General features: G+C 69.4%; 23 protein-coding genes. 15 read left to right on the top strand and 8 right to left on the bottom strand.

The window, feature by feature from the left end:
- The first annotated feature begins 17 nt into the window (after positions 1 to 17).
- From BM362_RS08000 to BM362_RS07990, 3 genes are read left to right on the top strand one after another with little or no spacing between them, the layout of a single operon-like run.
- A complete protein-coding gene (locus BM362_RS08000; RefSeq protein WP_093572587.1) occupies positions 18 to 551 on the top strand; it encodes a hypothetical protein in 534 nt (177 codons plus the stop codon).
- Between the two features lie 39 nt (positions 552 to 590).
- On the top strand, positions 591 to 1,196 hold the full coding sequence (locus BM362_RS07995) for an RNA polymerase sigma factor (protein ID WP_067576789.1): 606 nt from the start codon (positions 591 to 593) through the stop codon (positions 1,194 to 1,196).
- Positions 1,193 to 2,311, top strand: coding sequence for a hypothetical protein (locus BM362_RS07990; protein WP_093572586.1), 1,119 nt, complete (start codon positions 1,193 to 1,195; stop codon positions 2,309 to 2,311). Before BM362_RS07995 ends, BM362_RS07990 begins: the two co-directional genes overlap by 4 nt.
- Here the strand turns inward: BM362_RS07990 and radA are convergent, their stop codons facing one another.
- Both radA and BM362_RS07980 read right to left on the bottom strand, forming a co-directional pair.
- Complete coding sequence (radA, locus tag BM362_RS07985) at positions 2,312 to 3,673, bottom strand: DNA repair protein RadA (protein WP_067576795.1); 1,362 nt, start codon at positions 3,671 to 3,673, stop codon at positions 2,312 to 2,314. It abuts the gene before it with no gap.
- A gap of 46 nt (positions 3,674 to 3,719) precedes the next feature.
- A complete protein-coding gene (locus tag BM362_RS07980; protein ID WP_093572783.1) occupies positions 3,720 to 4,388 on the bottom strand; it encodes a copper chaperone PCu(A)C in 669 nt (222 codons plus the stop codon).
- A 274-nt stretch (positions 4,389 to 4,662) separates the two neighbouring features.
- Between BM362_RS07980 and BM362_RS07975 the strand changes: the two genes are divergently transcribed.
- From BM362_RS07975 to BM362_RS07925, 11 genes are all read left to right on the top strand, one after another.
- Positions 4,663 to 5,154, top strand: coding sequence for a CarD family transcriptional regulator (locus tag BM362_RS07975; protein WP_009084200.1), 492 nt, complete (start codon positions 4,663 to 4,665; stop codon positions 5,152 to 5,154).
- Between the two features lie 67 nt (positions 5,155 to 5,221).
- Positions 5,222 to 5,866 carry an IspD/TarI family cytidylyltransferase gene (locus BM362_RS07970; protein WP_067578019.1) on the top strand — a complete coding sequence of 215 codons (645 nt, stop codon included), beginning with the start codon at positions 5,222 to 5,224 and terminating at the stop codon, positions 5,864 to 5,866.
- Between the two features lie 5 nt (positions 5,867 to 5,871).
- Positions 5,872 to 6,336, top strand: coding sequence for a 2-C-methyl-D-erythritol 2,4-cyclodiphosphate synthase (gene ispF, locus BM362_RS07965; protein WP_093572782.1), 465 nt, complete (start codon positions 5,872 to 5,874; stop codon positions 6,334 to 6,336).
- 201 nt (positions 6,337 to 6,537) lie between these two features.
- Positions 6,538 to 8,535, top strand: a complete 1,998-nt coding sequence (locus tag BM362_RS07960) for a hypothetical protein (protein WP_067576796.1) — start codon at positions 6,538 to 6,540, stop codon at positions 8,533 to 8,535.
- The gene (locus BM362_RS07955; protein WP_093572584.1) at positions 8,532 to 10,004 is read left to right on the top strand and encodes a type 1 periplasmic-binding domain-containing protein; all 1,473 of its coding nucleotides are present in this window, start codon (positions 8,532 to 8,534) and stop codon (positions 10,002 to 10,004) included. Before BM362_RS07960 ends, BM362_RS07955 begins: the two co-directional genes overlap by 4 nt.
- A 55-nt stretch (positions 10,005 to 10,059) precedes the next feature.
- Entirely contained in the window at positions 10,060 to 10,746 is a 687-nt protein-coding gene (locus BM362_RS07950; protein ID WP_067576798.1) for an HAD family hydrolase, read from the top strand.
- Between the two features lie 44 nt (positions 10,747 to 10,790).
- Positions 10,791 to 12,176: a cysteine--tRNA ligase gene (gene cysS / locus BM362_RS07945; RefSeq protein WP_067576800.1), complete on the top strand. Its 1,386-nt coding sequence runs from the start codon at positions 10,791 to 10,793 to the stop codon at positions 12,174 to 12,176.
- A 30-nt stretch (positions 12,177 to 12,206) separates the two neighbouring features.
- The gene (rlmB, locus tag BM362_RS07940; protein WP_067576802.1) at positions 12,207 to 13,163 is read left to right on the top strand and encodes a 23S rRNA (guanosine(2251)-2'-O)-methyltransferase RlmB; all 957 of its coding nucleotides are present in this window, start codon (positions 12,207 to 12,209) and stop codon (positions 13,161 to 13,163) included.
- 36 nt (positions 13,164 to 13,199) lie between these two features.
- Entirely contained in the window at positions 13,200 to 13,871 is a 672-nt protein-coding gene (locus tag BM362_RS07935; protein ID WP_093572583.1) for a TetR/AcrR family transcriptional regulator, read from the top strand.
- A gap of 647 nt (positions 13,872 to 14,518) precedes the next feature.
- The gene (locus BM362_RS07930; protein ID WP_093572582.1) at positions 14,519 to 15,952 is read left to right on the top strand and encodes an MBOAT family O-acyltransferase; all 1,434 of its coding nucleotides are present in this window, start codon (positions 14,519 to 14,521) and stop codon (positions 15,950 to 15,952) included.
- Positions 15,953 to 16,582: 630 nt separating this feature from the next.
- Positions 16,583 to 16,948 carry a hypothetical protein gene (locus BM362_RS07925; RefSeq protein WP_067576808.1) on the top strand — a complete coding sequence of 122 codons (366 nt, stop codon included), beginning with the start codon at positions 16,583 to 16,585 and terminating at the stop codon, positions 16,946 to 16,948.
- Positions 16,949 to 17,729: 781 nt separating this feature from the next.
- On the opposite strand, the gene BM362_RS07920 is transcribed toward BM362_RS07925, so the two are convergent.
- Genes BM362_RS07920 through BM362_RS07895 form a run of 6 tightly spaced genes read right to left on the bottom strand, consistent with a single transcriptional unit; the run spans position 17,730 to position 23,747 of the window.
- The gene (locus BM362_RS07920; RefSeq protein ID WP_093572581.1) at positions 17,730 to 18,380 is read right to left on the bottom strand and encodes a class II aldolase/adducin family protein; all 651 of its coding nucleotides are present in this window, start codon (positions 18,378 to 18,380) and stop codon (positions 17,730 to 17,732) included.
- The gene (locus BM362_RS07915; RefSeq protein WP_093572580.1) at positions 18,381 to 19,829 is read right to left on the bottom strand and encodes an FGGY-family carbohydrate kinase; all 1,449 of its coding nucleotides are present in this window, start codon (positions 19,827 to 19,829) and stop codon (positions 18,381 to 18,383) included.
- Positions 19,826 to 20,866: a 2-hydroxyacid dehydrogenase gene (locus BM362_RS07910; protein ID WP_067576813.1), complete on the bottom strand. Its 1,041-nt coding sequence runs from the start codon at positions 20,864 to 20,866 to the stop codon at positions 19,826 to 19,828. The genes BM362_RS07915 and BM362_RS07910 overlap by 4 nt, the downstream gene beginning before the upstream one ends.
- A 53-nt stretch (positions 20,867 to 20,919) precedes the next feature.
- A complete protein-coding gene (locus tag BM362_RS07905; protein ID WP_067576815.1) occupies positions 20,920 to 21,375 on the bottom strand; it encodes a ribose-5-phosphate isomerase in 456 nt (151 codons plus the stop codon).
- A complete protein-coding gene (locus BM362_RS07900) occupies positions 21,375 to 23,060 on the bottom strand; it encodes a dihydroxyacetone kinase family protein (RefSeq protein ID WP_093572579.1) in 1,686 nt (561 codons plus the stop codon). The genes BM362_RS07905 and BM362_RS07900 overlap by 1 nt, the downstream gene beginning before the upstream one ends.
- Before the next feature lie 3 nt (positions 23,061 to 23,063).
- Positions 23,064 to 23,747, bottom strand: coding sequence for an HAD family hydrolase (locus BM362_RS07895; protein WP_067576817.1), 684 nt, complete (start codon positions 23,745 to 23,747; stop codon positions 23,064 to 23,066).
- Positions 23,748 to 23,848: 101 nt separating this feature from the next.
- Here BM362_RS07895 and BM362_RS07890 point away from each other — a divergent pair, with 101 nt between their 5' ends.
- Positions 23,849 to 24,460: a histidine phosphatase family protein gene (locus BM362_RS07890; protein WP_093572578.1), complete on the top strand. Its 612-nt coding sequence runs from the start codon at positions 23,849 to 23,851 to the stop codon at positions 24,458 to 24,460.
- Position 24,461 lies beyond the last annotated feature (1 nt).

Raw genomic sequence — 24,461 nt, 5'->3', positions numbered from 1 at the left:
GACGCGGAGGTGATGCGGTGAAGCAGTACTACGGGCAGCAGTCCGCGGGGTACGCCCCGCTGCCGCCGTTGTTCGCCGCCCGGGTGCGCGTCGCTTCCGTGGTCATCGGGGTTTCGCTGGCGATCGGCACGCTGCTCGTTTTCGGGATCACCGCGCTGGTGAACCGTCCGCTGCACGGGCACAGCCTGCCGCGCGGCCTGCTCGGTCTCACTGCGCTCCTGCTGCCGATGCTGTCCGTGCTCGCCACTGCGGCGATGGTGCTGTCCGCCCGCCGCTGCCTGCAAGGCGATTACCTGGTGATCGCCAGGGCCCGCGGCACGCGCGCGGCGCTGACCGCCTGTTTCACCGTGCTGTCGGTCAGCTGCCTGATCGCGCTCGGAGTGTCCGCGCTGGTGGATCTCTGGGGCAACCACGGCAAGCTCGGCTTGACCGAACTGCTCGCGACCTTCGCGAACTTCGCCATCGGCCTGATCGGCTACAGCGCCGGGCTCTGGTTCGTGCGGCCGTCGGTGAGCACGCTGGAGAAGTTCAGCGACCATCCCATCTGGTGAGGCCGTGAACGCTCGCCCGCGCTGCGGGCAACAGTGGGTATGCAGGTGACCCATGACGGTCCCGAGCCGGTGTCGATCGGCCCGCAGGACCGCCCCGAGCTGGGCGGACCCGATCCCGCCCCGGCCTTCGGGCGGCTGTTCGACGCGCACGCGGCGACCATGCACCGCTACCTCGCGCGCCGCGTCGGCCCGGATACCGCGCACGATCTCGTCGCCGAGACGTTCCTCGTCGCGCTGCGCCGCCGGGAGTCCTACCAACCGGAACTGGGCACCGCGCGCTCGTGGCTGTACGGGATCGCGACGAACCTGCTGCGCCACCACGTCCGCAGCGAGACCCGGGCGCTGCGAGCCACCGCGCGGCTCGCGAATTCAGCCGACCGCGGCTACGGCGGGCACGACACCCGGGTCGCCGAACAGGTGGACGCACAGGCCCGCGCGGCACAGCTGGCAGGCGCGCTCGCGAAGCTGAGCGTCCCCGACCGCGACACGTTGCTGCTGGTCTCGTGGGCCGGGTTGGAACCGGTCGAAGTCGCCGAGGCGCTCGGCATCCCGCCGGGCACCGTGCGTTCGAGACTGCACCGGATCCGCCGATGGCTGCGCACCAACGCAGGCGCATCGACCCGCGAGGAGGCGAAGGACCAGTGAACGACGACACCGTGCGGCAGCTGTGGTCCGATGCCGAACTCGACGGGGCCCTCGCCGCGCTGCACCCGCACGAGACGGCCACCGACCGCACCGAACTCGACCGGGCCCGCGCGAGCATGATGCGGGCCGCCGCGGCAGTGCGCGAGTCAGACGAACCTGAGTTCCCGCAACGGAAAAAACGCTCTGGCGCGTGGCGGTGGCTCGCGGTGGCCGCGGCGGTCGCACTGCTGACCGGCGGCGTGGTCGTGGCAAGGGAACTCGCCAGCGCACCGTCGACGCTGGCACCCGCGGGCCCGGCGAGCACCCCGGAAACGGCCCCGGCTCCCTCGACCCAGCCGGCGATCGGCATGCTGTTCACCCACGTCGTGAACAACTACAGCGGGATCGCGTGGGTGAACGAGCGCAGTGCGTTCATCGTCCGGGAACAAGTGGACTTCTGGATCCCCACCGATCCGTCCGGGACCTGGATCCGCCGCTGGAGCCGGTCCGAGCCGCCGAAGCTGTTCACCGGACCGGCCGCGGACGTCAGCCTGCTTCCCGGAGCGGCGAACGGCGAGGACTACGGGCCGGGCGGGGCTTTCACCGACGACTTCCCGCATCCTGGAGGCTCGGCCGGCGGAGCGCAGCCGGGCTGGTTCCACCCCACCCCGGGCTTCCTCAAGAGCCTGCCGACCGATCCGGCGCTGCTGACCTCGCGCCTTCTCAAGGACCGCGATCTCCCGCAGCCGCCCTCCGGCGAGTACGGACCGGTACCGCAGCTGAAGTACTACGGCCAGGGGAAACGGACCGCCACCAGCATCACCTATCCGTCCGTGACCGGAATGGTCTTGAGCGTCCTCACCTCCGGGCTGGCGCCCACTCAGCTGCGGATCGCCTTGACGGAGGTGCTGGACAACCCGGTGATCGGATTCCACCTGAGAGCGGCCGACCGTGACACCAAGGTGTACGCCGTCTCCGATGGCACGTACGAGACGCTCGTCACCGTCGACCAGCGGGTGCTTCAGGTGAAAAGCGTCCGGGTCATCGTCAAGAACCCCGCCACGGGCTTCTCTCCCGGCACCACAGTCGGCTCGGCCCAGTACACCTACGAGCTCAGCCACCAAGCGGGGAACTGATCATTTCGCGTGGTTCGCCGCGTTGAGCGCGCTCGCCACGTCGGGCACCTCCAGCACCCGGATGCCGTCCGGGAGCTTGCCGGAATCCGGCGGCACCAACGCGTGCGTGAAGCCAAGCCGCGCCGCCTCGGCCAGCCGCCGCCCGACGTTCGGCACCCGCCGGATCTCGCCCGCCAGCCCGACCTCGCCCACCGCGACCAGCCGCGGCGACAGGGCCACGTCGTGCAGCGACGAGGTCAGCGCGAGCACCAGCGCCAGGTCGATGGCGGGCTCGGTGATCTTCATGCCGCCGACCGTCGCGACGTAGACGTCCTTGTCGCCCAGCTTCATCCGGCCGCGTTTCTCCATCACGGCGAGCACCATGGCGACCCGCGCCGAATCGAGGCCGCTCACCGCGCGCCGTGGCTGCGGCATGCCGCTGCTCGACACCAGCGCCTGCACCTCGCCCAGCAGCGGCCGTTTCCCTTCGACCGTGACCGTGACCGCGGTGCCCGGCACCGGCTCCGCCGTCCGGCTCAGGAACAGGCCGGACGGGTCGGGCACGCCGACGATGCCTTCCTCGGTGAGCTCGAAACAGCCGATCTCGTCCGCCGCGCCGAACCGGTTCTTGATGCCGCGCACCATCCGCAGCGTGGAATGTTTATCGCCCTCGAACTGCAGCACCACGTCCACCAGGTGCTCCAGCACGCGCGGACCGGCGACCGAACCGTCCTTCGTGACATGTCCCACGAGCAGGACCGGCAGCCCGCGTTCCTTGGCGAGCGCGACGAGCCCGGCGGTGACCGCGCGAACCTGTGTCACCCCGCCCGGCGAACCTTCGACCTGCGGCGATGCCATGGTCTGGACCGAATCGACGATCAGCACGCCCGGCTTCACCGCGTCGACGTGCCCGAGGATCGCGGACAGATCGCTCTCCGCCGCGAGGAACATCTCGCCGTGCACGTTCCCGGTGCGCTCGGCGCGCAGCCGGACCTGTCCCGCCGATTCCTCGCCGGTGACGTACAGCGAACGCCCTGCCGTGACCGCCCATTGATAGGCGACTTCGAGCAGCAGCGTGGATTTGCCGACCCCGGGTTCACCGGCCAGCAGCGCGACCGCGCCGGGCACAAGCCCGCCGCCGAGCACCCGGTCCAGCTCCGGCACGCCGGTGGCCTTCGCCCTGGCAGCCTCGACGTCGACCTCGGCGATCGGCCGGGCGGGCGCGCTCGGCGCTCCGGCGGCCACCCGCGCGATCGCCGGCTTCGCGGAGCCGCGCTCCTCAAGCGTGCCCCACGCCTGGCATTCCGGGCAGCGACCGACCCACTTCGCCGTTTCGTACCCGCATTCCGCGCACCGGTGGACGGTGCTGGTCTTCTTCACCACCCCGCGAGGCTATCGGCGGACACCGACAGAAATCGCGGCGACGCGGTCAGGAGCCCGCGTGCGCGGGCGCGGCGACCGGCAGCTCGACCACGATCGGGCCGGCGTTCTGGAAGGTGAAGGTGACCTTGATCGTCGCGCCCGGCCACAGCGGCTGCTTGAGGCCCGGCAGCACGACCTTGCCGGTGCCGAGCTGGCTCGCCGCGCCGCCGTTCTCGCCCGCCTGCGGCGCGTTCGACGCCGAGCCGGGGGCCGAGTTCGCCGAGCTGGCCGGGGCGGAGCTGGGCGCTTGGTCCGTCTCGGAGGCGGGCGTGCTGTTCGCCGACTCCGCCTGCGGCGGGGCGCCCTGCTCGACCGCGTCGGCCGGGCCGATCACGAGCGAGTGCCCGGCGACGATGGCCGAGTCCCCGGAGATCTGCGCGGGACCGGAAGCGCCCTCGGAGGTCACCGAGACGAGCTTGTCGTCCTTCTGGCCCTGGTTGATCACGGTGAGCGTGAGCGGGGCGGACGAACCGGCCGCGTAGCCGGGGCCCTGCGCCGGGTACTGCACCGCGGCGTCGCGCAGCACAATCGTCTTCACCTGGGCGTAGGTGCCGTTGACGGCGGGCTGCTGGGTGTCGGTCTGAGTGATCTGACCGGCTCCGCAACCGGCGAGCACGAGTGCGGCGCCGAGCGCCGACACGCCTGCGCCGAGCACGCGGCGATTCTGCAGCCTCACGTCAGAGTCCTTCCCTTTCACGGCCTCGTCCTTCCCGAAGACTAGCCGGGCGGTTCCGTCCGCCCGGAACCGGTGTGCGTTCCCGGCCGATCGACCGTCCACAAAGGATTCCGCAGTACCGGTCGAGGCGCTGTCGGCTCACCTGCATGAGCACGGCGAAAACCGGTTTGTCAAGCCCCGCCCAAGCCGCTGACCTGCGACGACGATCCCGGGCCGCTAGGTGGCCGCCGAACAGCCGTGATAGGATGGAGTCAGCGAAAGGGGCAGAGGACACATGGTTTTCAAGGTCGGAGAGACCGTCGTCTACCCGCACCACGGTGCCGCACTCATCGAAGCCATCGAGACCCGCGTGATCAAGGGCGAGGAAAAGAAGTACCTCGTCCTCAAAGTCGCGCAAGGGGATCTTACGGTTCGCGTGCCCGCCGACAACGCCGAGATCGTCGGCGTACGCGATGTCGTCGGGCAAGAAGGACTGGACAAGGTCTTCGATGTTCTGCGTGCTCCGCACACCGAAGAGCCCACGAACTGGTCTCGTCGGTACAAGGCCAACCTGGAGAAACTCGCCTCCGGCGATGTGAACAAGGTGGCCGAAGTGGTGCGCGACCTCTGGCGGCGAGAAAAGGACCGCGGACTTTCAGCCGGCGAGAAACGCATGCTGGCGAAAGCACGGCAAATCCTGGTCAGCGAGCTCGCGCTCGCGGAGGGCACCGACGAGGGCAAGGCGGAAACGCTCCTTGACGAGGTGCTAGAGACCGCGACGGTCTGACCCCGGGTGCTCCGGTTCGCCGCCGCGGCAACCGGTTCCCTACGATCACGACCTGATGAACCCCCAGGTGCACAGCGTCGCGTTCGTGACTGTCGCGCACCGTCCGGCCGATCCTGAGCTCGCGCTCGCGGCGGTCGGCGGTGCAGCACTACTCACGCACACCGTGCGGGGGCTGCTCGGCACACCGGAGATCGATCTGGTGGTCGCCGCAGCCCCCGAGCGGTGTGCGAAGTCGTTCTCCGAGGCATTGCGCGACCTCGAATGCCGGGTCGTTCCCGGCTCCTCGCTCCGGCAGGTCTTCACCGCCGTCGAGCCGCTTCTTTCCCCGGACGCCGTCGTGCTGGTGCACGACGCGCTGCGGGCGTTCACTCCACAACGGACGGTTCGCCAGGTGCTGACCGCGGTCCGCGACGGCGCGCCCGTCGCGGTGCCGGTGCTGCCGATGTCCGACACGGTGAAAACCACCGACGAATCCGGAATTGTCACCGCCACGGTGGATCGCGACGGTCTTCGCAGTGCGCAAACCCCGGTTGGTTTTTCCCTTTCCGCTTTCCGTTCCGCACTCGCCGATTCCGCTGACCCCGGCCTCGCCGACACCGCGGGCGCGGCCACCGTCCCCGGCGATCCGGACGCGATGCGCGTCGCGAGCGCCTTCGAACTCACCCTCGCCGAAGCGCTCGTCGCCGGCGGGGACCGAGAGGATCCCCTGTGACCGATCTGCGGGTAGGCAATGGCGTCGACGTCCATCCGGTCGAACCGGGTCGCGAATGCTGGCTGGCCGGTCTGCAGTGGCCGGGGGTCGACGGCTGTGCGGGCCACTCGGACGGCGACGTCGCGGCACACGCGCTGTGCGACGCCCTGCTGTCCGCCGCGGGCCTCGGCGATCTCGGCGCGGTCTTCGGGACCGGCGACCCGCGCATGGACGGCGCGCACGGCACCGACATGCTCGTCGAGGTGCGTGCGCTGCTGCGGGCCGCAGGCTGGCAGGTAGCCAACGCGACCGTGCAGGTCATCGGCAACCACCCGAGGATCGGGAAACGGCGCGACGAGGCGCAGCGGGTGCTGAGCGACGCCGTCGGCGGACCCGTGAGCGTTTCCGGGACGACGTCGGACGGGCTCGGGCTCACCGGCCGCGGCGAGGGCGTCGCGGCGGTCGCGACCGCGCTGCTCGTGCGCGGCTGAGCTCAATTCACGCGAGGTGAATCGTAATATTCCATTTCCTCCGATACCTGACCAGCGAGAACAACGCGCACCGAGGAAAATGATCTATGCCGAACGGGCACAGATCTGCGCTAACTTCTGCGCGGGTACCCGCGGCTCATTATAGTTATTCCGCGACGTTTGCGGCGGCAGGGAGCGGGGCCGCCCGGCCAAAGGGGGACGATGCCCGTCGATGCGCATCGATTGTCCGGAGTACGTTCGATCACGGGGAGGCTGGTCGAGGAACTGCTGTCCCGTCCGGGAGGACAGAGCAGACCGCTGCCGATCGCGATCGCGCTCGGCGTGCGCGGCGCGGGGAAGTCGGCGCTGCTGGAGGAATTGCGCACCCGGTGCGAGGACATCCCGCACGCGCTCGTCGATTTCGAGCGGCGCGACTGGGAGCAGATTCAGCCGAGGGAACTGCTGGGCCACTTGGCTTTTGATCTCGGCAGGCAATGGCGGCAATTCGGCCGGATCGCGTTTCCCCGGTTGTGGCTGTGCATGCTGGTGCTCAGCGCGCCGGTGGAACTCGGCGACCGGCGGGCCGCGCTGCGCAAACTCCGGGATCTGATCGCGAAAAACCAGCCGCTGGAACGCAATCGCGACGCGATCGTGGACGTCGTCAAGCTCGTCGGCGGCGTCACGTCGGGCAACAGCCTTCCCGGCTGGAACGAGGCGACCGAACTGCTGCTGCGCGGGCTCAGCTGGTACGACCGGCGGCGGCTGATGGGCAAGGTCAAAGCCATGCCGACCGGGCACGGCAATCACCAGGACTTCCTGATCGAAATCGCCAAGCACGCACACGGCGACGACGAGGACCGGGCCGCGGTCGACGCGATCATCTGCGACGCCTTCCTCGCCGACCTGCGCCGCGCCTACTCCGGCATCTCCGGCACCCGCCGGACGATGAACTGCCTGGTATTGCTGGACAACGCGCACACCAAGGGCGGGCAGGACTTCCTGCGCGCGCTCGCCGAGGCACGCAGGCACACGCCGGACGAGGCCGATCCGCTGGTGGTGATCGCGACGAGCCGGACGTGGAACCCGGACTGGGGCGAAAGCTGGTCGATGGTCACCGCGCATCCGGGCAGCGACCGGGAGGTCCGCCGGAACCCGGAGCACCGGACCAGCGGGCTCGACTGGCCGGTGCCGCGGCTGCCCGCGCACGTGGAAACCGACTGGATCCCCGGCCAGCCGGACAACCGCTGGTCCCCGTGGTACCTGTTGGAACTCGGCACGCTTTCCAGCGGCGACGTCGTCGATGTCGCCGCCGCGCACGACGTGCACCCGACGTCGCGGCTGCCGCGGTTCCTGTCCCGGCTCACCGACGGACACCCCGGCGCGGTGCGGGAGGTGCTGCAGACGCTCGCCGCGCGGTACGAACCGGCCAATCCGAACACGTTGCGGGAAGCCTTGTACACCAAGGTAGTCCTGGACGACGGCAGCGAGTCCACTTTGCTCGCGCAGATGTGCGACTACCTGCTGCAGGACTTTTCCACCGCGAGCCGCCAGGAACTCGTCACCGCGAGCGCCGCGGTCGACGTGGAGATGCTGTTCCACAAGGAAATTCTCGATCTGCGCAATCCGATGGGCGAGGGACCGCTGTTCAAGCAGCTCGCCGATCAGCTGTGGCTGCGCGCGGATCCGGACGACCCGTCGCGCTACGTCCTGCACCCGTGGCTGCGCCGGTTGCTGCTGCGGAAACTGGCGACGCGCGCCGACGATCACCCGTTGAGCTGGGAGAAGGTGCACACCCGCTGCCGCGATTTCTACGAGAAGAACGGCCGGGTCGCCGCCGCCCGCTACCACGACCTGGCGCTGGAGAACGTCGACGCGGTGGTGACGCATCTGTGCAAGCCGCTCAGCGCGCCGCACGCCGAGTTCGACGTGCCGACCGCGGAAGCGTGGCTGGCCGAACTGGACACGATCACCGCCGCGCCCAACCGCCTGGTGGAGAACTCGGATCCCTACACCCAGGTGCAGCAGCGCGTCGGCGAATGGGAAGGCGACCTGGAGACCACCGTGGCGTGGCTGGTCGTTTCGCTGTGGCTGGCGCGCGATCCGCTCGGTGACCCGGGCGGCACCCTCAACGCCACTATCGAGAGCGGATTCCACCATCTGGCCCAAGGGCGGGGACGAGGATCAATGCTGCTGCACGAGCGAGCGGAGCGCTACCGATGACGCAACGGATCAAACCGCCGCGGCCGTCCTGGGCGAAGTGGCTGTGGGGCGGCGGTGCGGTGCTGCTGGTCGTGGTCATCGTCGTCGCCGCGTTCGTCGTCGTCCCGGCGATCAGCGAGGCGAACCGCACGTGTGGTACCGGCGTCGAGAAGCGCGGTGAGAATTCCGAATGTGTCGGCACGACTGACGGCGAATTCGTGTTCTCTCCCGACCTCGCGGATGTGGAAAACAGAATTCATCAGGAAAATACTGAAACCGTCAGCTCCGGGAAGCCGTACGTGACCGTCGCGGTGCTCCTGCCGATGACGCTCACCGACCACGACATTCTCTCCCACGAATGGGTGCGCCATCAGCTCGAAGGGGCGTACATCGCGCAGCACCGGGCCAACAAAACGCAGTCGTGGGGCGACGTGCCGCTGATCCGGCTGCTGCTCGCCAACCCCGGCAGCCAGCTCAAACAGTGGGAGCCGGTGGTCGACGACCTGATCGGCCGGACCGGAGCCGACCGGATCGTGGGCGTCACCGGGATCGGGCTCAGCCTCGACACCGCGCACAGCGCCATCCAGAAGCTGTCCGATCACCGCATTCCGGTCGTCGCCTCGCATCTGGCCGCCGACGAGTTCTCGCAGATCCCCGGGTTCCTGCGGGTGTCCCCGACCAGCTCGACCTACGGCAGCTCGATGGCGGGCTACATGAAGCCGACCGCGCACACCGCGACCGTCGTGCAGGACCAGAACCCCGGCGACCTGTACCCGAAGACCCTGGCCACGGCGTTCACCAAGACCTTCGTCGACGCCACGCACCGGATCGCCGGGCGCACCGAGCCTTACGACTCCAGCCTGCCCTCGATGGTGAGCACGTTCCTGCAGATGATGCCCGACATCTGCGGCGACAACCCGGACGTGGTGTACTTCGCCGGTCGCGAGGATCATCTGCAGTCGTTCGTCGCGCAGCTCGCCCAGCGGCCCTGCGTCGACAAGCACCTGACCGTGCTGACCGGCGACCTCGCGCAGGTCGGCCCGCCCAGCCCGGAGGTGCGCCGCGGCCTCCAGTCGAACGTCACCGTGCTCGCGCCCGGTCTCGCGCACCCGCAGGCCTGGCGCGACCATCCCGGGTCGTTCAACAAAGGGGCCGTCGCGAGCTTCGAAGAGCCGGCGTGCGATGGCTGCTTCACCGCGGTCTTCCCCCGGGAACGCCTGGACGACGGCGTCGCGATCCTGGCGCACGACGCGGTGCTGACGGTGATCTGGGCCGTGCGGCACATCCCGGGAGTGTCGCCGGAGCAGCTCACCGCGCAGGACGTGCTGCAGGCGAAGAACCGGCTGCACGGACAGTCCGCCGTGCCGGGAGCGAGCGGCATGATCTCCTTCGACGACCGCGGCGACCCGGTGAACAAGGCGGTGCCGATCCTGAAGCTCCGGCTGGAGGCGACACCGGAGTTCGTGGAGCTGTACGTCCCGGCTGGCTGAGCCAGGCGCCACAAACGGGCGGCAGCGCACCCGGATTGCCCGATAGGGTTGGCGCGTGGCCATCAACGCGGTGTTGTTCGATTTCTCCGGCACTCTTTTCCGGCTTGAGCAGCAGGACGGCTGGCTCGACGACGTCCGCGACGACGACGGCGAGACGCTCGACGTCGAAGCGCAGACCGAGCTGATGCGGCGGATGACCGCGCCGGTCGAGCAGTCCGTCGAACTCGACGAGGAGCACCTGTACGCCTGGCACAACCGCGACCGCGACCCGGCGCTGCACCGGAAGGTGTACCTGGAGGTGCTGCGGCTGTCCGGCGTGCCCCGGCGCGACCAGGCCGAGGCGCTGTACGCCCAGCTCATCGCCCCGGAGCAGTGGACGCCGTACCCGGACACCGAGGCCGCGCTCAAGGCGGTCGCGAGCAGCGGACGCAAGGCGGGCGTGCTGAGCAACATCGCGTTCGACATCCGGCCCGCGTTCGGCCAGCGCGGCTGGGACGCGCACGTCGCCGAGTTCACCCTGTCCTTCGAGATCGGAGCGGTGAAGCCGGAGCCGGAGATCTTCCAGTCGGCGATCGAGCGGCTCGGTGTGCGCGCCGAGGAGACCCTGATGGTCGGCGACAGCGAGGAGGCCGACGGCGGCGCCCGTGCGCTGGGCTGCCAGTTCGCCCTGGTCGACCCGCTGCCCACGACGCAGCGGCCGGACGCGCTGCTGGGCGCGCTGCGGGAGCACGGCGTGCTCTGACGTCCTGCGACGTCTCCCACAGTGCTCCCGGTACCCTTTACCTCGTGGCTTTGCACCTGTACGACACCGCGACCCGTACCCCTCGGGAGTTCAGTCCCGTCCGCAGCGGAACGGCGTCGATCTACGTGTGCGGTGCCACCGTGCAGGGAGTGCCGCATATCGGGCACGTCCGCGGCATGCTGAATTACGACGTGCTCCGCCGCTGGCTGCTCCACAGTGGACTGGACGTGCTGCTGGTCCGCAACGTCACCGACATCGACGACAAGATCCTCACCAAAGCCGCCGACGCTGGCCGGCCGTGGTGGGAATGGGCGGCGACGCACGAGCGGGCGTTCGAGAAGGCCTACGAGGATCTCGGCTGCCTTCCGCCCTCGGTCACGCCGCGCGCGACCGGGCACGTCACGCAGATGGTCCAGCTGATGGAGCGGCTGATCGAAGCCGGGCACGCGTACGCCGTCGACGGCGACGTGTACTTCTCGGTGAAGTCGTTCCCGGAGTACGGCTCGCTGTCCGGACAGCAGCTCGACGAGGTCCAGCAGGGCGAGACGCCGACCCGCGGCAAGCGGGATTCGCGTGACTTCACCCTGTGGAAGAGCGCGAAGCCGGGCGAGCCGTCGTGGCCGACACCGTGGGGCGACGGGCGACCCGGCTGGCACCTGGAGTGCTCGGCGATGGCGACCAACTACCTCGGCGCCGAGTTCGACATCCACGGCGGCGGCGTCGACCTGGTGTTCCCGCACCACGAGAACGAACGCGCGCAGTCGAACGCGGCAGGCGACGGGTTCGCCCGCTACTGGCTGCACAACGCGTGGGTGACTATGTCCGGCGAGAAGATGTCGAAATCGCTGGGCAACACGGTCTCGATCCCGGCGATGCTGGAGCGCTACCGCGCGCCTGAGCTGCGCTACTACCTGGTGCAGCCGCACTACCGGTCCACTGTCGAGTACTCCGACGGCGCGGTTTCCGAAGCCGCTCAGGGCTACCGGCGGATCGAGTCGTTCCTGCGCCGGGCGGAGTCGGCAGGCGCGGTGGACCTCGGCCCGGTCTCCGCGGAATTCGCCGCGGCGATGGACGACGACCTGGCGACCCCGGCCGCGTTCGCCGTGGTGCACAACACGGTCCGCGACGGTAACGCCGCCCTCGACGGGGGCGACACCACCAAGGCGCTCGAATTGGCAGGCACGGTCCGCGGGATGACCGGCGTGCTCGGTCTCGACCCGCTGTCGCCGGACTGGGCGGACGGCGGTTCGGACACTCCCGTCCGCGACGCGCTGGGCACGCTCGTGGAAGCCCTGCTGGCCGAACGCCAGGAGGCCCGTGCGGCGAAGGACTTCGCCCGCGCGGACGCCGCCCGCGACCGTCTCGTGGCGGCGGGGATCGCGGTGGAAGACACCCCGAACGGTCCGCAATGGACGGTCAGGAACTCCTGACCTCCCCGCGGCAGCAGAGATTGAGGATTCATGGCAGGCAACTCACAGCGCAAAGGTGCCATCCGCAAGACCGGCACCAAGAAGGGCGCCGTCGTCGGTTCGGGCGGGCAGCGGCGCAAGGCGCTCGAGGGCAAGGGCCCGACGCCGAGGGCCGAGGACCGGCCAGGGCACAAGGCGTACCGCGCTGCCAATGCCGCCACTAAGCGGGACCAGGCCCGGCAGAAGAAGGCCGACCGGCCGGAACTGATCGCCGGCCGCAACCCGGTCGTCGAGGCGCTGCGTGCGGACGTGCCGGGCACCGCGCTGTACGTCGCGCTCAACATCGACATCGACGACCGGGTCAACGAGGCCGTCCGGCTGGCGGGCGACAAGGGCATCTCGATCCTGGAGATCCCGCGCGAGGAACTGGACCGCAAGACCAACCGGGCCATGCACCAGGGCCTCGGTCTGCAAGTGCCGCCGTTCGAGTACGCGCACCCGGACGACCTGATGCAGGCCGCGCGCGACTCGGGCAACACCCCGCTGTTCGTCGCGCTCGACGGCGTCACCGACCCGCGCAACCTGGGCGCGGTGATCCGGTCCGCCGCCGCGTTCGGCGCGCAGGGCGTGCTGCTGCCGGAACGCCGCAGCGCCGGAATGACCGCGGTCGCCTGGCGCACGAGCGCCGGTACCGCGGCGAAGCTGCCGATCGCGGTCGCCACGAACCTCACGCGCCAGCTGCGCGCATGGGCTTCGGACGGCCTGATGATCGTCGGTCTCGACGCGGACGGCACGGTCGACATCGACGCACTCGACCTGGCCGCGGACCCGCTGGTCATCGTCCTCGGCTCGGAAGGCCGCGGCCTTTCCCGGCTCGTCCGCGAGACCTGCGACGCGACTGTGTCGATCCCGATGGCGGCAGGCGTGGAATCGCTGAACGCCTCGGTCGCCGCCGGGGTGCTGCTGGCCGAGGTCGCCCGCCGCCGCCGGATCGCCGGACGCGTCTGATTTCGCTGGAATCACCGGACTGTTATCGTCGATAACATGCCCGAGGACACCCGCGCCCGCATCATCACGGCCGCACTGGACCTGCTGGCCAGCGGCGGTCCGGACGCGGTGTCAACCCGTGCGGTGAGTTCGGCGGCAGGCGTCCAGCCGCCGACGATCTACCGGCTGTTCGGAGACAAGGACGGCCTGCTCGACGCCATCACCGTCCAGGGCTACGCGGATTACCTGGAGGCGAAAACGGCCCAGCCTCCCGCCGAGGACCCGTTGGAGGACCTGCGGCGGGGCTGGGACCAGCACCTGGAGTTCGGCCTGGCCAACCCCGCGCTGTACCTGCTGATGACCACCCGGCCCGGCCCTTCGCCCGCGCTGGAGAAGTCCCTGGAGATCCTCGCGACGCGAGTCAGCCGCGTCGCGTCGGCCGGACGGCTACGGGTGCCCGAGCCCCTAGCCGCGGCTCTGATCCACGCCGCCGGTTCGGGGGCGACATTGAGCTTGATCTCGACGCCGCCGGATTCCCGCGACCGTGCGGTGTCGGTCGCGGCCCGGGAAGCGGTGATCGCGGCGATCAGCACGGACCGACCGGTGTCCCGGACACCCGGCCCAGCCGCAGCGGCGACGGCTCTGCGAGCGGTGTTGCCGCAGGTCTCGGGGTTGAGCGAGGCGGAGAAGGCGTTGATGGGCGAGTGGCTGGACCGGATCACCGACTGAGCCGGGGATCACTTCTCTTCTGGCTCGCCCCCACCCCCGCTGTCGTATCGCGCGGCTGCCGCTCGTGCATTTAGCCGACCCGGCCGCGGGCGGGGGTCAGCCCGGCTACGCTCTTCCCGCTCAACCACAACCCCTCCCCTCGCCGCACACGCCCGGCCACCGCTCTCCCCGCTCAACCACAACCCCTCCCCTCGCCGCACACGCCCGGCCACCCGCGGCCGCATTTGCCCGGCCGCGGCCCTTCCGCGGCCCTCGCTTGCCCAGCCACTGCTCTCCCACCGAGCTACCTCAGCCACCGCCGTACTTGCCCGGCCTCCCGCTCAGCCGCCCCGAGCCTCCGCCGCATCGCACGGTCAACGCCTTTCCCCCTCAGCCACGACTCCCCTCGCCGAGGCTGCCGTCCTCCCTCGCAACAGCCCCATCGCACGCCCAGCCCGCACTCTCAGCGGCACCCCGCACCCACGAGATTTCCTCGGCTCCCGGCGGCGGCACAGCTTCACCGCCCGCCCCGCTTCCCCGTCGCGAAGGGCGAAATCCTCCCAAATCCGTCACCCTCGGTGATTCGTGCTGTGATCCGTCGGGCATCGCCCCGCGAAGCCACCCGCTCGGGCTAAGGTCTCCTCCGGAACCGAGGGGGTCCGTCACCGATGTCGTTCGTTTCGCCGCTGTTCTTGTGGTACTTCATGCCCGCGGTGCTGATCGCGGTTCTGGTGTGCCCGCGCAGCTGGCGCAACGGCATCGTCGCGGTCGCGAGCCTGCTGTTCTACACGATCGGTGCCGGTCCATACCTGTTCCTGCTGCTGCTCTGCATGGCGGTGAACTTTCTGGCCGGACCGGCGCTGGAGCCGAGTCCGTGGGACGTCCGCGGCACGCGCCGGAAGCGGATCCTGATCGGCGTCATCACGCTCGACGTCCTCGTGCTCGTCATCTGGAAGTACGCCGGTTTCGCGACGCAGCAGATCGCCGCCGTCGCGCACTGGTTCGGCGGCGACCTTGGCGTCGCGAACATCGTGGTGCCGATCGGCATTTCCTTCTACACCTTCCACCACATCTCGTACGTGGTGGACATCTACCGCGGCGAGCGGCACGCGCTGCGCAACCCGGTGTCGTTCGCCGCGTACATCGCGATGTTCCCGCAGCTGGTGGCGGGTCCCATCGTGCGCTACCGGGAGATCGCCGACCAGTTGCCGCAGCGGCGGTCGCACCGGCTGGACGACATCGCCGCGGGCTTCCCGAGGTTCGCGCTGGGCCTGTGCAAGAAGTCGATCATCGCCGACTCGCTCAGCCCGATGGTCGAAGCCTGCTTCTCGACCCCGGCCAACCAGATGACGTTCACGACGGCCTGGCTCGGCGCGATCGGCTACACCCTGCAGTTATTCTTCGACTTCTCCGGCTACTCGGACATGGCGATCGGCCTCGGCCGCATGCTCGGCTTCCGGCTGCCGGAGAACTTCGCCCGCCCGTACTCGTCGGTGACGATCACGGAGTTCTGGCGCCGCTGGCACATGTCGCTGTCCCGCTGGTTCCGCGACTACGTCTACATCCCGCTGGGCGGCAACCGTTCAGGCGCCGGAAAGACATACCGGAACCTGTCGATCGTCTTCGTGCTGACGGGTTTCTGGCACGGCGCGCAATGGACGTTCCTGATCTGGGGCTGCTACCACGGCGCACTTCTGGTCATCGAACGCCGCTTCCACCTCGGCGACGCTCCTGCCAGCCCAATCGCCCGCATCGGCCGCCGAGTGCTGACCCTGATCCTCGTGGTGTTCGGCTGGGTCTTCTTCCGTTCCGCTGATCTTGGCCACGCGTTGTCGATGATCGGCCACATGCTGATCCCGGATTTCGGCGGCCTCGGCGACGTCGTGGAAAGCGCGTTGACGAACCAGCGGCTGGTGATCCTGCTGCTGGCGCTGATCGTGTTCGTCCTCCCGGCACATCCGGTGACCGGCCCGCTGCTGGAGTCGTCGCGGAGCCGCAGAGCGACCGCGCTGCGCATCGGGGTCATGACAGTGGGATTGGTTTATGCGGCGATCCTGGTGGCTACGGGGACGTTCAGCCCGTTCTTGTACTACCAGTTCTGATCGCGGAACAGCTTCATTCTGGTTGACGTCTCGGACAGGAGAACGTCAGGATTCCCGGATGGGATTGGCGGCCAGTCGCGACGGCGGGAGAGCGGTTTCGCGACCAGCAGCTGTGGGCATGGGATTTCGCCGCTGATGAGGTGCTGGTTCGTTGCCCTCGTTGCGAGCGCTGCGCGAAAGTCGGCGTCGTACCAGGCACGCCGCCGACGGAGAAAATCCTGTTCGCCCCGAGGCGGCTAGTGTGCGGTCGTTACGGCCACGCGCAGGATGCGCGAAACCGCGTTCAACTCGGGCCAACTCCGCCGGGGACCGCGTGTGACCCTTTCCTGCGGCACCCGTTGTGGCTGCAAGCCGACTTCGACGAGCATGTGCTGTGGGCCTACAACAAACGACACCTGGACCACCTCGAAGCCTACGTCGTTGCTCGACTTCGGGAGCAGCAACTTCCTGTTCAGCAACCCCGCATGACTATGCTCGCCAGGCTTCCGGCCTGGCTGAAGGCCACGAAGAACCGCGAACGGATCTTGCGCCGCATCGGCCGGATGCGCGCGACTCTCCGGTCTTCGGCACCCGACGACCGATCCGTCGAGGGTAAGCTTCGCTCATCGCCCTGACGGAAGGCCCGGACCGATGACTGACCCGACCGAGCCACCAGATCTGGCTTCCACCCCGAATGTCATCCCGTACGTCGACCCGCACGACGGTCCTCGGCGATTGCTCACGATCGACATTTCCACGTACGTTTTCCACGCTGGCGCATACATCCCGTTCGCGGGAATCGACGGTCGGCAGTACGTCGTTTCCTGGGGTGCGGTGTCGTTCGAGATTCCCGCTGACCGCAACGTCCACGTCAGCGTGCACCTGCAGAGCAACGGCGGGGCCGGGTACACGCCGTCGCCGTTCGCATCGATTATTTTGTACCCGAATCCGTTGCCGCAACGCCTGGCGACCCAGTTCGCGCGAGGGGGCGTGGGAGCGCTCGTCCCGCTGCCATAAGCCCCCGACGGGCCTGGTCCTGTTATCCCGGCATGCCCGGATCTGCCGAACAACCGCGGGTCCATGCGCCGGTGCTCGCGGGAGTGGTCCAGCTCAGCGAGATCACCGTGCCGCGAACCGAGGCCGCGACCGAGTTACGTGCATGCGCTGCTGACCGTGCCAAGTACGGCAGTGCTGTCCGGCGCAGCACCGCTCGCGACACGCGGTCTCCGCCCTGCCCGCTTCCTCGTGGTGCCTGCGGTTGTGCAAGCGGTAGTGGCGATTGCTTCGTTGTCGCGTTTGCTTTCGCGGCACGTGCTTGCCGTCGTGCAACTCCGGCGGGGATTGCCGCGATCATCGCGGGGCTGCCGACGATCGTGATGCTGCTGCCCCGCTCGCCAAGCCTCTTCCGAGCGCACAACCTGTCGACGGGGGCTACGGTCCAGCGACCTGGGCAGCCCTGGCGCGCCATTCACGCCGCCGGGATACGCCGGGCAAGTTCCGCAAGCGGGTGTGCGACACAGCCTGGCGCGGCATACCTGGGACAGTCCGGGTTTTCGCCGCAGCCCGGTGTTTCCGCGCAGCCCGGGTATCCGCCGCAGCCGGGCGCTCCCGGGCATCCACCGCAACCCTGGTCTTCGACCCAGCCTGGGCACCCGGCGCAATCCGGGACGGTGAATCCCGCGCCGCAGAACGGCTACCGCCTCAAGCGTCCCCACCGCAGCCTAGATACCCGCCACAGCGCGGGTATCCGCCAGGCCAGGGCGGCCAGCAAGGCGAGCCGCCACTCTCCCTGATCAGGTCATCGCTGGCCGTATCCCTTCAGCTTCTCCACTACCAGCTCGATTTCCGCTGGCGGCAACAGAGCCGGAAGACCAGCGGAGCGAGCCAGCAGCCACACCTGGCAGACCCATTCCAATTGCTGAGCCCGGCTGAACGCACTCGCCAACGAGTCGCCATAGGTGATCGTGCCGTGGTTGGCCAGGAGGCAGCCTCGGCGATCGTCCAGGGCTTGCAGCATCGCGTCGGCAAGCTCGGTGGTGCCGTAGGTCGCGTACGGGGCTACTCGCGCCGTGGGACCGATTGCCGCGAGCATGTAGTGGATCGGCGGGACTTCGGTGACCAAAGTGGACACTGCGGTGGCGTGCACCGAATGCGTGTGCACGACCGCGTTCACCGGGGCGGATTCGGGGTCACTGGCCCTGGTGTACACGGCCAGGTGCATCGGGAGTTCACTCGTCGGCTTCAACGCGCCGTCGGCGGTCTTGCCGTCGAGGTCCACCACGGGGATGTCGGCGGGAGTGAGGGCTGCGTAGTCAACACCGGTCGGGGTTACCGCGACCAAGTCGCCAGCCCGCGCCGACACGTTGCCTGACGTGCCGACGACCAAACCGTCCGCGGTCAGGCGGCGGGCGTACTCGCATACTGCGGCACGCTCGTTCTCCAGGATCATTCACAGCCTCCACAGTCCGCGCGCGGCAGACAGGGAAGCCTGGTAGTCGGCGTAACCGCGCTCGTAGTCAGCCACATTCTCGGGCCGGGCCTCGACCATTCGCGAGTTCGCTGCCCAGCGATCCCGATCGTAGGGCGTTCCCAGCGCGTCCGCGGCGGTGAGCACGGCACCGCGCGCGCCGACGCCGGGATCGCTCGGGATCACGACCGGACGGCCGAGCACATCGGCGAAAATCTGTAGCCATTCGGGCGAACGGACTCCTCCGCCGCAGGCGTAGAGCTGTCCCGACAGACCGGCTGCGTCAAAGCAATGCCGTGCGGCGTAAGCGATCGACTCGCACAGCGCCCGGACCAGGTCGGCCCGGCCGGTTTCCAGGCTCAGCCCGGAGAACTGTGCGCGCGCTCCGGCGTCGACGAACGGCGCGCGTTCGCCCGATACTGACAGGAACGGCAATGCGCGCACCCCGCGCGCGCCCGGCCTGCTGCTCGCCAGCAGCGGGTCGATTTCCTCGACGCTGATGCCCAGCAACTCGCAGGCCCAATCGATCCCTGCCGTGCCGACCATCGCGGGCATCGCGTGCAGGTACTCGTGCTCGTCGGGCGTGCACAGGAACATGCCCGCGGGTTCCGCTTCTGGATCGAACGCCGGGTCGGCGGTGAGCACCTGGCAGGCGAGCGTGGTCCCGGCGGTGAGGATGCCGTCGCCCGGTTTCCGTACGCCAGCGCCGATGGCACTGGCCGGCAGGTCGAACGGTCCTGCGGTGACGGGCAATCCGACCGGCAATCCGAGCAATTCGGCACCGCGCCGATCGAGCCGGAACACGGACTTCGCCGGAGCTGGTTTTGCGAACAGCGACCGGCGGTGCCCCAGCCCGCAGGCCTCGATCGCACCGTCGTCGTAGCTGCGCGTGGCCGGGTTCAGGAACGGCAGCGACGCGTCCGAAACATCGACCGTGATCTCGCCGGTGAGCCGTTGCAACACCGCATCGACGCAGTATCCGGCCACCGCGGCACGGTCGAGCACCTCGGGTTCATGAGTGTCCAAATAGGACATTACGGCCGCGGTGCAGCCGGGGAACATGCCGGAACCGGTACGGCGGAAGACTTCCGCCGCCACGCCGTCGACCTGCCATTTCGCGAGCACCGTGTTCGCCCGGCCGTCGAGCCACGAGATGGCCGGGTGCACCGCGGTGCCCGCTTCGTCGCGGAGCCAGAGCCCGTCGCCCTGTCCGGTCAACGCCAACGCGGACACCGGTTCGGGCAGCGCGGCCGCGACCTCGCGCACCACCGTCGCGACAGTGCCGACGACCTGGTCGAGATCCTGCTCGACCCGTCCGCCGGGCAGGTGGTGCACTTCGGACGGCGTGCACGCGCTCGCAATGGAGCTGCCGTCCTCGTCGAACACCACGGCCTTGGTGAGCGACGTCCCGATGTCGACCCCGACAATCACGGCCGTCGCTCCAGCACCTCGGGATTCGCGAGGTTGGCCAGCTGCTCGCCGCGGGCGTACCGGCCGACTTCCGCGGCGACGATCGCGGCCGCTCGCTCGGCGGTCTGCCTGCTCGCGCCGGCGAGATGCGGAGTCGCGATCACGTTGGGCGCGTCGCGCAGCGCCCAGTCCGCCGGCGGCGGTTCGACGTCGTAAACGTCGAGGGCGAGCGCACCGAGCCGACCCGACCGCAGGGCGTCGGGAAGCGGCGCGTAGTCGAGCAGGCCACCGCGAGCGGTGTTCACGAGGACCGCGCCCTCCGGCAGCAGGTCGAGTTTGCTCGCGTTGATGAGGTGCCGGGTCTCCTCGGTGAGCCGCGCGTGCAGGCTCACGACGCGGCTCTGCCGGAGCAGCTCGTCAAGCTCGACAAGCTGTGCGCCATCGGCCGCTACCGCGGCCCGGTCCGCGTAGGGGTCAGCCACCAGGACGTTCGCCCCGAAGGCGACGAGCACCTTGGTGACCCGGGACCCGATCGCGCCGTACCCGACGAGCCCGACCGTGGTGCCGCCCAGCTCCAGTCCGGCCTGGTCGTAGGCGTAGTAGTCACCGCGCCAGGTGCCGGCGAGCAGTTCGGCCGAGGAGGTCGAGATCCGCCGCATCGCGGCGAGGATCATGCCGACCGCGAACTCGGCCGCCGCGCCCGCGTTGCGTCCCGGCGCGTACGTGACGGCGACTCCAGCCTCGGTGGCGGCGGCGAGGTCGACATTCACCGGCCCGCCGCGGCACACCGACACGAGCTTGAGCGCCGGCGCGGCAGCGAAGACCTTCTTGGTGAACGGGGCCATCTGCGTGACCACAGCCTCGGCACCGGCGAGTGCCTCGATCACCTGGTCTTCGGTACCGCTGGCCTCCAGCACGTTGCCGACCGGCCCGAACGGCTCGACCGGCCACGGCAGCGTCAGCTCGGCGACCTCATGGCCGCCGCCGAGTTCCGCGCGAACGGCTCCGGCCAGCAGGCCGGGGCTGACGAAGTGGTCTCCCGCAGCGAGAATGTGCAACTCTGCTCCCTCACTCGCTCTGTGCCGATTGTGCGTCACGACGGACGCCTTGGTCAGTGGGCGTTCTCGTATTCGGTGATGTGCGCGACCTTGGTCGCGCTGGCCGACGCCGGATCGAAGCGGTACCCGACCCATTCGGCCACGATCTTCTTCGCCACTTCAGGGCCGATCGCCCGCGCTCCGAAGGTGATCACCTGGCAGTCGTTCGATTTGATCGACCGCTCGGCGGAGTACGAATCGTGCGCCACCGTCGCCCGCACGCCAGGCACCTTGTTCGCCGAGATCGCCATGCCGATGCCGGTGCCGCACACCAGGACGCCGCGGTCTGCCTCACCGCGAGCGATGGCTTCCGCGGCGGCAAGTCCCAGCAACGGGTACGCCCGATCGTCCGCCGCGTCCGGCACGCCGAGGTCGGTCACCTCGGTGACTCGTTCGTCGGCCTGCAGCAGGTCGCGCAGCTGATTCTTCAGTTCGACCCCGGCGTTGTCCGCCGCCACCACGATGCGCATCAGTCCGCGCTCCTTTCCAGCTCCTCGCCGACAGCCGTGACCAGCAGCGAGAACGACACCGCACCCGGGTCCGAATGACCCTCGCTCCGTTGCACGAGCCGCGCCGCGCGTCCCTTCGCCGGACGCAAGTGCGCGGTCTCCCGCGCGCCTACGACCGCGGCTCCAGCGGCTTTCCGCCAGGCTTGCACTACTTCCGAACCCGCCTGCTCCCGCAGCGTGGCCCGGAACGGCTCGATCGCGTCGAGCATTGTCTTCTCGCCCAGTTCGGCCTTGCCCAGCTCACAGAACGCGCGAACCGCACCGTCGACGGCGTCGGCGAGCATCGCCGTGGTGATGTCCCCGGCTTCGGCACCGGTCAGACCGGCACCGGTCTCCGCCAGCAGCACGCCGTACAACGCACCCGAGGCACCGCCAGCCGCATCGGCGAACGCCGTACCGGCGGCCAGCAGCGCACCGGAAACCGTGTCCGGTTCGCGCCGCGCGGCAGCGACGGCGGCGCGCATCCCGCGGGTCATGCCGAGCCCGTGGTCTCCGTCCGCGGCCACCGCGTCAAGCCTGCCCAGCTCCGCTTCGTTTTCTTCGATGCTGCGCAAAGCCGCAGTGAGAACCCGGTCGACCACGCTGGTCCCCGGAGCCTCCGCGGTCAGCAGTTCGTCCACTGTGGACTCAAGGTCGACCGTGCCCAGCTCGGCGCCGCTGGTGCGGTAGCCCGGGGTGTCGCACGGCGCGGTGTACAGCTCGGCCAATTCGTCGTCCAGCACCAGGATCGACAGCGAAACCCCGGCCATGTCGAGCGAGGTGACGAACTCGCCGACCTCGGAATGCACCGGGCTGAGCCCGGCCTGGGCGAGCCGTTCGTGCACGCGGGTGTAAGTGACGAACATTTCCTCGTATTTGGTGCGGCCGAGCCCGTTCACCAGCACGACCACGCGGCCGTCCCCGTCCGGCAGCTCCGGCAGGAGACCGTCGACCAGTTCGTCCGCCAGCTCCGCCGCGGACAGCCGACCCACCGTGCGCACGCCCGGTTCACCGTGGATTCCGAGGCCCAGCTCCATTTCCTGGTCCGCGACCGTGAACAGCGGCGCGTCCGCCCCGGGCAGCGTGCAACCGCCGAACGCGACGCCGAACGTCCGTGTGCGAGCGTTCGCCTTCGCCGCGACCTCGTACACCGCGTCGAGGCGGTAGCCTCGCTCCGCCGCCGCACCGGCGATCTTGAAGACCAGGAAATCGCCTGCCACGCCGCGACGTCGTTCCGGTTCGGTCGCCGGGCCGCTCGCGATGTCGTCGGTGACCAGGATGGTGCGGCTCGGGATGCCCTCCGCCGCCAGCCTGCGCGCGGCGAGTCCGAAGTGGAGCACGTCGCCCTGGTAATTGCCGAAGCCGAAGAGCACACCAGCACCGTTGTCCGCCGCCCGAGCCGTGCGGTAGACCTGCTCGGCACTCGGGCTCGTGAACACGTCTCCGACGACCGCGCCGTCGGCCAGGCCAGGGCCGACGAGACCCGCGAACGCCGGGTAGTGACCGCATCCACCGCCGATCACGACCGCGACCTTCGAACTCGCCGGAGCCTCGCGGCGGACGACCCCGTAGGCATCCGGCACCTTCTGGACCGTGCGGCCGTACGCGGTGACGAACCCGTCCAGCCACTGCCGCTTGAACGTGTCCGGGGAACCCAAGGTGGTCATGGTTCAGTCCCTCGCAGCCACCGGCTCGCCGGCCAAGTAGGCCAGGAGCTTCAGCCGGACGTCGTCATTGCTCTCGGCCACCGCGCTGGCCAGCTCCAGCGCGTCCGGCTTCGGCGGGTATGTCGGGTTGGGCAGGGCGATCACGGTGAGCCCGGCCGCGGCCGCCGCCCGGATGCCGTTGCTGGAGTCCTCGACCCCGAGGCATTCGCTGCCCGATTTGCCGAGCCGGGCCGCCGCCTCCAGGTAGACGTCCGGGTTCGGCTTGCCCCGCGCGACCTCGGCACTGGACACCGTCGCGGTGAACTCGCCGGCGAGCTGGTGCTTTTCGAGCACCGCGTCGATCACCCGGCGAGCCGCCGACGACGCGAGCGCGACCGGGACCCGCTCGCTGACCTCACGCACCATCGCGCCCGCGCCCGGAAGCAACGGCGCTTCGCCCGCGTCGATCGAGGCGATCATGCCGTCGACCACCGCGCGTTCCACCTCGTCCGCCCGGTCCGGCACCCCGCACCGGCGAGCGAGATAGCCTGCCCATTCGGGCGCGCTCATGCCCTGCACCGAGGCCGTGTCCTCCGCAGTCCACTCGACCTGGTGCCGAGCGGCGAAAGCGACCCAGTTCTCCTCCCAGAGGTGTTCACTTTCCACCAGGACACCGTCGAGGTCGAACACCACCGCGTCGAGAGTCATCCACCAGATCCCTTCAGAGACGAGCCCGTTTCACACGAGCAATGTTAAGTTAACAGCGACAATGAGAAGTTCGCAAGGGTGTTCACACAAGGAGGGCACGAGTGGGCGCACGGCTGCTGCTGGCCAGGCACGGGCAGACCGAATGGCACGCGGAGAACCGCTACGCGGGCACCAGCGAGGTAGCGCTGACCAAGGAGGGGATCCGCCAGGCGGACGCGCTGGCCGCGTACGCCCGCCGGGTGAAACCGGACGCGCTGTTCTGCTCGCCGCAACAACGTGCCCGGCGCACGATCGAACCGGCGGCCGAGGCGCTGGATCTGGTCCCGGAAATCGTCACTGACCTGCGGGAGACCTATTTCGGCATCGCTGAGGGCCGCACCCACGACGAGGTGCGCGAGACCGATCCCGACGCGGTCGAACGTTTCCTCGCCGATCCGATCGCCGGCGCCTTTCCCGACGCCGACGATCCGGCCGGGGCGGCTGAACGCGGGGCTCGCGCGCTCCGGGCGATTGCCGCCGCGACCAGCGGAATCGCGCTGGTCGTCGCGCACAACACGCTGCTGCGGCTCACGCTCTGTCAGCTGCTCGGCATCCCGCTGTGCCGCTACCGCGGCGTGTTCCCCCGCCTGGACAACGCGGCCGTCACCGAACTGGAGGTGAGTGGTGACCGAACTGCCCTGGTGCGCTTCAACCTTCCAGTGGAACCGCGATAAT

The organism is Amycolatopsis rubida (assembly GCF_900115345.1).
In the GTDB taxonomy this organism is placed as follows: Bacteria; Actinomycetota; Actinomycetes; order Mycobacteriales; family Pseudonocardiaceae; genus Amycolatopsis; species Amycolatopsis rubida.
Note: the sequence above shows the minus strand (reverse complement) of the source record. Positions and strands in the feature narration are given on the sequence as shown.